Here is an 8,599-nt window from a genome sequence, read left to right as displayed (position 1 = left end):
GTCGGACACCAGCACCAGCACCGGCACCGGCGCCGCCGCCCACGCCTGCGCGAAGTACGACCGGGTCATGGGCGCCGGGGACTCCATGAACAGCGCGGACAAGAACGCCGAACTCCTCGACGCCGTACGCCTCGCCGCCGACGGCGGAAACGTCGCGCTGGCCACGGCCCTGCAGGACCTGCTGCGCGCCGTCTCGGCCGGTGATCTCCCGGCGTTCACGGCGGCCCGCAATCGGATCGGTGAGCAGTGCGCACGAGAAGGGGCTCCGCTCTGATGCGGGCCCGCCGCTCGTGCGGGGCGGCGGGCCCGTATGCCTAACCGCTAGGCGGTCGGGGAGAGGACGGTGTCCTCCGGTTTGCGTGCCGTGGGCTGAGTGCTGCCGGCGACGATCAGGGCGAGTAAGACCGCGGCCGCCTCGCTCTGCAGGATCCGGGCGGCCTGCTTCAGCCGGCCGGGATCGGGGACCGGGATGGACAGGGCCACGCATTCCGCGTTCGGGCCCGCGGTGATCGGCACCGCCGCGCACACCGTGCCGAGCGCGTACTCCTGCAGGTCGAGGAGGGGGGCGTTGGGCGGGCGGGTGTCGAGCTGGTGGAAGAGGGCCTGCTGGCTGGTGAGGGTGTGGAGGGTGAAACGGGTGAGCCGGTGGCGGGCGAGGTGGTCCTTCCTGTCGTCGTAGTCGAGCTGGGTGAGCAGCGCCTTGCCCACCGCGGAGGCGTGGGCGGCGGCGCGGAAGTCGACCCACTCCTCGACCACGGGGGTGGCCGGGCCGTCGGCGTACTGGGTGATGGAGACCTCGCCGTCGGTGTAGCGGGCGACGTAGACGGCGGCGCCGACCGCGTCCCGCACCCATGCGAGGGTCTCGCGCAGGTGCCCGCGGCCCTCTCCGTTGACCGAGTCGGCCAGGAGGACGGCGTGGCCGGCGAGGTAGGCGTCCGGTCCGATCGGCGTGGCCAGGCCGGCGCGGATCAGCTGTTCCACGGCCCGCGCGAGGACCAGCTGCGGCAGCTTCGTCTCGCGGGCGATCTGGGTCAGGTTCACCCCGCCCGAGTAGCGGTTGATCACTTCCAGGACGCGCAGCGCCTGGTGTACCGATTCCAGCGCGGCGGGTGCCGGGCGTCCTTCGGGGGTCTTACGGGCCGCCTGGGTCAGGTGCGGCTGCTTGAGCGCTTCCAGCGCCCATGCGTTCGCCTCCTCCGTCAGGTGCAGGGGGTTGAGCCGGGCGTTCTGTGCGACGGCGACCGCGACCTGCGGGCCGGGGGTGAAGACCTCCCCCAGGTCGGGGTGCTCTTCGTACGGGCGGGCCGTGAGGGCCTGGCGCAGTCGCGCGGGGAGCCGCAACGGTGGCCGTCCGGCCCGGCCGGGTCCGGCGGCGAGGGCTGTGAGGTCCTGGGTGGTGATGGGCGGCGAGGTCCAGATGACCGAGGCTCCGAGGGCCTCTTCGAGGTGTTCCGGGGTCGGCGGCAGGGTCGGCAGGTGCTCGTCGGGGGGCAGGGTCTGGGCCTGGTGCCTCCAGTAGCGGGCGGTCGCGACCTCGGCGCGGGCGAGGTGGTGGAGGTAGAGGCAGCGGGCGGCGGTCTGCGAGCCCGCACCGGCCGCGTACTGGAACCAGAACTGCGCGCCGTCCGTGCGGTCGGCCAGGTGCAGCAGGCAGCCGAAGAGGAGCGCCGAGTCCGCGCCGTGGGGCCAGGAGGCCGCGTCCAGGGCGAGTTCGGCGAAGTCCCGGCTCTCCACGAGGGACCACGTGAGGTCGTCCAGGCCGCGGGCCGCCCGTACGTGGCAGGCGGCGTCCAGGACGAGGTCGTCGGTGGCGGCCGATGCCGGCTGCCACCGGGCGGGCAGGGCTCCCCCGGTGGTGGTTCCGGTCGCGGAGCGGGCGCGGTCGGCGACGATCCGGCGGGCGATCCGGCGCCGGGCGGCCCCCTCGTCGTATCCGGCGTACTCCTCCGCGAGTACCGTCGCGTCCTCCAGGGCCGCGTCCAGTTCGCACAGCGGCATGTCACGGTTGCAGGGCATGTCGCTCACTGGTCCTTCTCCTCTCCGGGGATCCAGTCGACCCCGAGCTTGCGGGACAGGGTTCGGCGTGCGCCGCGGATGTGCGAGCGGACCGTCGCGGGCGTGATCCCCATCATCCGGGCGACGGTGTCGGAGTCGTTGCCGAGGAGGAAGGCCAGCAGCACCACGTCGTACTGTCGTTCGGACAGGCCCGCGATCGCCGCGTACAGTCCGAGCTTCGACTCCAGGAGTTCCAGCCGTTCCCTCGAGGACCGGCGCAGCGCGGCGAACCACGCCGTCTCCACCATGGCCACCTGCCGGCCCAGGACCGCCAGCCGCCTCTCGACGTGCTCGCGCAGCACCGCCCACGCGAAGCCGTGGAGGCTCGCCTCCTTCAGTGCCTGGCGCCACACCTTCAGCAGGAAGGTGAACACGTCGTCGACGACTTCCTCGGCGTCCTTGGGGTTCCCGAGCTGCAGGTGGGCGTAGCGCAGATAGGCGCGGTGCTGCTGGGAGTGGAACGCGGTGAACTCCACCGGAAGGACCCCGGCCAGCTCACTGGAGACCGCTTGGTCCCCCGATGGATCGAACTCGCCTTCGCTCATGCGCTCCCCCACAGCAGTTCGGCGCTCCCCGCCGGGGCGGCGGGGAGCTCACGGTGGCGGGCCGGGGAAACGGCGAGGCGGCGCAGGGCCGTCGGCCCGCCCGCTCCCGTCCGTACCGCCACGCCCGGCAGGCGCACGCGCGCCCTGAACCCATCGGCCGCGTCGACGGCATCGGCCACGTCGACGGCTTCGGCGATGTCGGCCACTTCGACCGCTTCGAACACGAGAAAATCGACTACGAGACATACGAGAGGTACGAGACAACGGACCGCGGTGGCGGATAACAGCGCGAGGGCGACCGTCTCGGCAACATTCACTTCGGCGCGGAACCTTCCAAGTGGACCATGCGTAATCGGCGTGCCTGCCCCCGGACCAGCAGCCGCGGAGCGCCATGCGCGCTCCCACTCATCACCCCATCGGAAAAGGAGCCGGATCGTGCAAGCCGGTCCGGGAAAATCTTCAGGAGGAAGCGCATCCGCCTCCCCGCGCGCCCCGGTCCGCCCGCGCACGCCCCCGGCACACCCGGCCGCGCAGCCTTCACCGACATGCGCCGGCAGGGGCGCGCCCTGGGGCGACGCCGCTGTTTCTTTCACACGATCGGATGTCGCTACGGCCCCATCCGGTGGGACACGTCCCGACTCCCCCCTCCCCGGGAGCGGATGCCTGCATGGTGGGTCCAGCTTTCGGCGCCCTCGCACTCCGCGCGCGCCCGTCGAAGAGGAAGGGCCTTTGACCAATGGCGTTCGCGAGGAGTCTGCTGCCCGCCGTGCTCTCCCTGGCGCTGACCGGTGTGCCGGCCGCGCTCCCGGACGCCGCGGCCGCCTCAGCCGCCGCGGCCGCCGTGATCTACGACGGTCAGGTCCGCCACGAGACCGCGCTGTTCAGCGTGAAGTCCGCCAACAACGCGGCGGCCCAGGAGTTCGCGGTCACCGGCACCCGGCTCTCCCGGGTGAGCATCTGGCTGGCGAGCGGGGCGGCGACGGGCACCGTGACCGCCCAGATCCGCCGGGTGCGCGCGGACGCCGGGTCGGTCATCGCCTCGAAGACCCTGAGCCTGGCCTCGCTCGGTGGCGCCGGGGCCGGCTGGGTCGAATTCCCGGTCGACGCCGCCGTCACCCCGGGTACCACGTACTACCTGTTCCTCCAGGCGACCACCGCGGAGAACAAGCCGATCGCCTGGTACGGCACCACACGGTCCGTGCCCGGCTCGCTGACCAGCTGGAACTACGACCGGGCGTACTGGGGCGGCTGGCACGCCTACGCCTCCCGGCTGGCCTTCCAGATCAATCCCACCGGCAGCGAGCGCTGTGGGGAGACCGAGCCCTGCTACGTACCGGCATCCGCGCTCGCGGCCCGCACCTCGGGCCTGCTGACCAACCGGGTGGCCACCGAGGCCGTCCTGCCCTCCTTCGCCGTGGGCGCCTCCTACGTCGACGGGAGCAACGTGCTGCGCCTGCCCTCCGGCCGGTGGCGGTACCTGCCCGACGGGGCCTCGGCGTCGGCCGTCGTCGGGGCGAACGACCCGGGCGCCCTGGCGCAGGTCAACGAGAGCCGCGCGTGGCTGGCCACGGGCAAGGTGCCGGGCACCACCGCGGTGCAGCGGGCGGCGGCGCAGCGCGCCCTGCTGTCGATGCGGGCGCTGCTGAAGCCCAACGGCGCTTTCGCCGCGGCGTGGTCGCCGCCCTGGGAGTACTCCTGGCCGCGGGACGGCGCCTTCGCCGCGGCCGCGTTCGCCGCCACCGGGCACGACGAGGAGGCCTACCGGATCCTGGACTACGACGCGCTGACCCAGCGGGCCGACGGGACCTGGGAGGCCCGCACCAAACTGGACGGCAGCGGACCGCCGGACGCGCGGAAGTGGCAGCTGGACGGCAACGGCTGGGTGCCCTGGGCGACTTGGCAGTGGTACCAGGCGGCGCCGTCCGGCAGCCGGGACGAGCGGCTGCGCAGGCTCTACCCGATGGTGCGGAAGGCGGCCGACTACGCGGCGCGGTCCCTGGGGCCGGACGGGCTGCCTCCGGCGTCCCCAGACTACTGGGAGCTGGACACGACGACCGCCAACATCGGTACGGCCGCGCCCCTGCTGGCCGGGCTCAACGCCGCCGCCGACCTGGCCGACCGGCAGGGCATGAGCGGGGACGCGGAGCGCTGGGCGGACGCGGCCCGGCGGCTGTCCGCCGCGATCGCCACGCACTTCGCCCCGCTGGGGTACCAGCGGACCGTCGACGGCAAGCACGGCCGGGACAGCGCGGTGGCCTTCATGGCGCCCCCGTTCAACGCCGCCCCGCCCGGTCTCAGCGGGGCGCTGGACTCCACCTACCGGGCGCTCCTGCTGCCCAACGGCGGCGTGTCGCCCGGCAACGACCCCTCCTTCAGCTGGGGTTCGTACGCGTGGACGGCCAGCACCTCCTTCTTCGCGCTGGCCTGGTCGGGTACTGGCGAGCAGGCGAGGGCCGGCAGGGTGCTCGACTGGGTGCTGTCCAAGCGCAACGGTCTGGGCGAGCTCCCCGAAACGGTGAACGGAGCCGGACTGCCGTCCTCGGTCGCGCCCTTGGGCTGGACGGACTCGCTGCTCGTGCTCACCGCGCTGGCCCTGCAGGGCTCCCCGCAGCCGACCCCGCCGACGCGGGCGGTCACCGGCGGCCGCGGCGTTGGCGGGAATCCGACGCCAGCACGCGGCGGGGACCCGGCGGATTCAGTAACGTGATCCGCCTCTGAACGCGGGTCACGTGCACGGTGCTTCGTCGGGAGGCGGTCATGCGGGGCGGAACGGTTGCGGTGGTCGGCGGAAGCATCGCGGGATGCGCCGTCGCCACGGCGGCGGCGCGGGCGGGTGCCGGCGAGGTCGTGGTGCTGGAGCGCACGCGCGGACGGCTCGAGGACCGGGGTGTGGGCCTCTGCATCCACAACGAGCGGGCCGTGGAGCTCGGCGCGAGCGGGGCACTGCCCGCGGGGATCACGGCGCACCGGCTCGAGCGGCGCCGCTGGGTGGTGCGGGACGACGCCTGCGGGCCGGGCGGGCGGGTGGTGTGGGAGCAGCCGTTCCCCTTCCACTCCTACCACTGGGGACTGCTGTGGCACGGGCTCCGGGAGTCGGTCCCGGACTCGGTGGTCTACCGGCAGGGAGAGACGGTGACGGGCGTCGGGGCGGCCGGGGGCGCCGGCGCCGAGTTGCGGCTCGCGGGCGGCTCCGTCGAGCGGTTCGACCTGGTCGTCGGCGCCGACGGGTACCGCTCGGTGGTGCGCGAGGCGCTCTGCCCGCGGTCCCGGCCGCACTACGCCGGGTACGTGTGCTGGCGCGGGAACTTCGCCGCGGCTCTGTTGGCGGGGCTCGGCAGTGAAGCGGACTCGGTGCCGGAGGCGGTGACCACGGTCTGCTTCACGGGCGGCAGCTGCGTGGTCTACCGCATCCCCGGGCCGGACGGGCCGCGGGTGAACTGGGTGCTCTACGCCCCTCCGCCGCGCGGAGGCGGGCTGCGCTTCGACGACCCGACGAGCTTCCCGCCGGGCGGTCTGACTCCCGAACTGGCGGGACATCTCGGCGCGTTGCTCGACCGGGAGTTTCCGCCGTTCTGGGGACGGGCGCTCGCGCTGACGGCTCCCGCGGACACGTTCGTCCAGCCCATCTACGACCTGGAGACCGCCCGCACCGCCGCGGGCCGGCTGCTGCTGGCGGGCGACGCGGCCACCGTCGTGCGCCCGCACAACACGAGCGGGGCCGCCAAGGCCCTGCAGGACGCCACCGCCCTCGCCGACGGGTGGCGCCGCGCCGGGTCGTTCGAGGAACTGCTGCGCGGCTACGAGGCGACCCGCGGGGCGGCCGGACGGGAGCTGGTCGCGCTGGCCCGCCGGCTGGGCCGCGCCCAGGTCGAGGAGACCCCGGCCTGGGCGGCCATGAACGGCGACGGGATGGCGGCGTGGTGGCAGGGCCAGCTCGCCGGGGCCCCCGGCATCGGGGGCCAGGCAATGGCCCCGTAGGCCCGGCCCCCCACCGGCTGCTGCCCGCCCGCGGGCCGTCTTCACTCCGGGTCCAGGCGCGTCCGGGGCCGGGCGGGACCGTCACCTCGGTGACTGCGTCAGGGGCTGCTGCCGGTGTCACCAGCGCAGGAGCATCACCGCGCCGCTGACTCCGCTGGCGAGTCCGAAGAGCGCGACCGTGTCGCCCGGGGCCAGCCGGCGGTGTTCAACGGCGTGGGCGAGTTGGAGGGGCAGGGTCGCGGCGGCCGCGTTCCCCGTGTGCGGGAAGGTGGGGATGATCTGTGCGGTGTCGATGCCCATGCGGGTGCGGAAGGCGTCGACGAAGGGCACGGACGGCTGGTGGACGCAGACGAGTCCGAGATCGCGGACGTCGACGTGTTGTTCCTTGAGCCACTGGGCCCCCTGGACGTCAAGGTCGACGAAGGAGCCGAGCAGGGCCTCGGAGTCGACGTGGAGACCCTGAGGGCGGTCGGGGGCGTGGTGGGGGTCGTAGAGGGTGGCGGCGGGCCATCCCCCGGAGTTGGCGAGGAACACCGAGCCGGTGATGCCCGCCACGGGTGAGGGCTCCACCAGAAGGGCGGCGCCCAGGTCGGCGCCGGTCAGGGAGGTCAGTCCGGTGCGCAGCTGTTCGCGGGTGAGGTTCCATCGCGAGAGGCGGGTGAGGGTTTCCCCGCAGGTGATCAGGACGCGGCGGTGCTGGCCGGTGCGGATGAGGGCGTCGGCGACCTGGAGGGCGTTGATGACGCCGTTGCAGGCGTTGCCGATGTCGAAGGCCGGGCAGGTCATGCCCGTCTTCGCTGCGACGATGTGGGCGTTGGCCGGTTCGCGGACGTCCGCGCTGACGGCGGCGAACAGCAGCAGGTCGATGTCTGCCGGTGCCAGACGTGCCGTGTGTAGGAGGTGGGCAGCCGCGCGGGCGGCGAGGTCGGAGGGCAGATCGCCGGGGTCGGCGACGGCGCGTTCGTGGAGGCCGAAGGTGCGCTGCAGGAGGCCGGCGGGGAGGTTGAGGGCCGGGCTGTGCTGGTGGAGGAGTTGTTCGATCTCGGTGACGTGCTGGCGTCGGGCCGGCAGGTGAACTGCGGCGTGGGTGATGCGGCTGTACGGGTTCACGCCGTCTCCTTCACGCGCCCTGGCACTTCTCCGGGTTCACGTTGTGGTGGTGTGGCGGCTGCAGGGGTGCGGGGCAGCCCGGTGATGGTGTGCTTGAGGCGGTCGGTGAGGGTCAGCGGCAGCAGGGTGTGGAGGGGGATCAGGAAGCGGGCGTCGCGGCCGACGACGTAGCGGGGACGCGGCCGGCGGGCCGTCAGACATGCCTCGACGGTGCGTGCCACCGGTTCGGGGCCGGGCACCCGGCGGTCCACGGCGGTGAACAGGCGGGTGGTGCTCTCGTATCCGGGGTTCGCCGGATCGCCGAGGGTGTCGAGGTCGGTCAGGGCGCGGCTGAGCATGGGGGTGGCGAACGCGCCGGGTTCCACCAGGCTGACGCGGACGCCGAGGTGCGCGGCCTCTACGCGCAGGCAGTGGGTGAGCGCCGAGAGGGCGTGTTTGCCCGCGCTGTACCAGGCGCCCATCGGCCAGGGGACCCGGCCCAGGCCCGAGGAGATGTTGACGATCCTGCCGCCGCCGTGGGCGGCCATGGCCGGCAGGACGAGCCGGCACAGCCGGGCCGGACCCAGCAGGTTCACCTCCAGCAGGCGACGGGCCTGTTGGTCGTCCACGTCGGCGATCGCGCCTGCCTGCGGGATGCCGGCGTTGTTGACCAGCGCCCACGGACCGCCACCGGTCATCTCGGTGCACTCCTGCAGCGCCCGGCGGCAGGATGCCCCGCACGCGACGTCCAGCTGAACGGTGCGCAGGGCCAGACCCCGCTCGGCGGCATCTGCCACGAGGTTGCGGGCCTTGTCCGTATCGCGCGCACCGGCGATCACGTCCCAGCCCGCGCCCGCCAGACGGAACACGATCACCCGGCCGAAACCTCCCCTACCCCACGCAAGCAACCAGCCCATGGACCCAAACAACAA

Annotated in this window: 8 protein-coding genes; 3 read left to right on the top strand and 5 right to left on the bottom strand. The window is 73.5% G+C overall.

The genetic code is table 11. The features are described from left to right. On the top strand, positions 1-274 hold a 274-nt coding region (locus tag PV721_RS37930), incomplete at its 5' end, for a hypothetical protein (protein ID WP_319732570.1). A 47-nt stretch (positions 275-321) separates the two neighbouring features. On the opposite strand, the gene PV721_RS37925 is transcribed toward PV721_RS37930, so the two are convergent. From PV721_RS37925 to PV721_RS37915, 3 genes are all read right to left on the bottom strand, one after another. Beyond that, positions 322-1,152, bottom strand: coding sequence for an IclR family transcriptional regulator (locus PV721_RS37925; RefSeq protein ID WP_416371266.1), 831 nt, complete (start codon positions 1,150-1,152; stop codon positions 322-324). A gap of 869 nt (positions 1,153-2,021) precedes the next feature. Further along, a complete protein-coding gene (locus PV721_RS37920; RefSeq protein ID WP_319732568.1) occupies positions 2,022-2,600 on the bottom strand; it encodes an RNA polymerase sigma factor in 579 nt (192 codons plus the stop codon). Further along, complete coding sequence (locus tag PV721_RS37915) at positions 2,597-2,824, bottom strand: hypothetical protein (protein WP_319732566.1); 228 nt, start codon at positions 2,822-2,824, stop codon at positions 2,597-2,599. The genes PV721_RS37920 and PV721_RS37915 overlap by 4 nt, the downstream gene beginning before the upstream one ends. 512 nt (positions 2,825-3,336) lie before the next feature. Here PV721_RS37915 and PV721_RS37910 point away from each other — a divergent pair. Beyond that, entirely contained in the window at positions 3,337-5,307 is a 1,971-nt protein-coding gene (locus PV721_RS37910) for a hypothetical protein (protein WP_319732564.1), read from the top strand. A gap of 50 nt (positions 5,308-5,357) precedes the next feature. Further along, positions 5,358-6,578, top strand: coding sequence for an FAD-dependent monooxygenase (locus tag PV721_RS37905; RefSeq protein ID WP_319732562.1), 1,221 nt, complete (start codon positions 5,358-5,360; stop codon positions 6,576-6,578). Positions 6,579-6,695: 117 nt separating this feature from the next. On the opposite strand, the gene PV721_RS37900 is transcribed toward PV721_RS37905, so the two are convergent. Together PV721_RS37900 and PV721_RS37895 are read right to left on the bottom strand one after the other, a co-directional pair. Further along, a complete protein-coding gene (locus PV721_RS37900; protein ID WP_319732560.1) occupies positions 6,696-7,688 on the bottom strand; it encodes a 3-oxoacyl-ACP synthase III family protein in 993 nt (330 codons plus the stop codon). Continuing rightward, positions 7,685-8,584: an SDR family NAD(P)-dependent oxidoreductase gene (locus PV721_RS37895; RefSeq protein WP_319732572.1), complete on the bottom strand. Its 900-nt coding sequence runs from the start codon at positions 8,582-8,584 to the stop codon at positions 7,685-7,687. The genes PV721_RS37900 and PV721_RS37895 overlap by 4 nt, the downstream gene beginning before the upstream one ends. Between the last annotated feature and the right edge of the window lie 15 nt (positions 8,585-8,599).

Source organism: Streptomyces sp. MB09-01, from assembly GCF_033794505.1.
GTDB lineage: Bacteria > Actinomycetota > Actinomycetes > Streptomycetales > Streptomycetaceae > Streptomyces.
This window is presented reverse-complemented; position numbering and strand designations above follow the sequence as displayed.

Excerpts from the sequence above, each read along its gene's own strand:
- PV721_RS37920 (WP_319732568.1), bottom strand. The coding sequence starts at position 2,600 with ATGAGCGAAGGCGAGTTCGATCCATCGGGGGACCAAGCGGTCTCCAGT.
- PV721_RS37910 (WP_319732564.1), top strand. The coding sequence starts at position 3,337 with ATGGCGTTCGCGAGGAGTCTGCTGCCCGCCGTGCTCTCCCTGGCGCTG.
- PV721_RS37905 (WP_319732562.1), top strand. The coding sequence starts at position 5,358 with ATGCGGGGCGGAACGGTTGCGGTGGTCGGCGGAAGCATCGCGGGATGC.
- PV721_RS37895 (WP_319732572.1), bottom strand. The coding sequence starts at position 8,584 with ATGGGCTGGTTGCTTGCGTGGGGTAGGGGAGGTTTCGGCCGGGTGATC.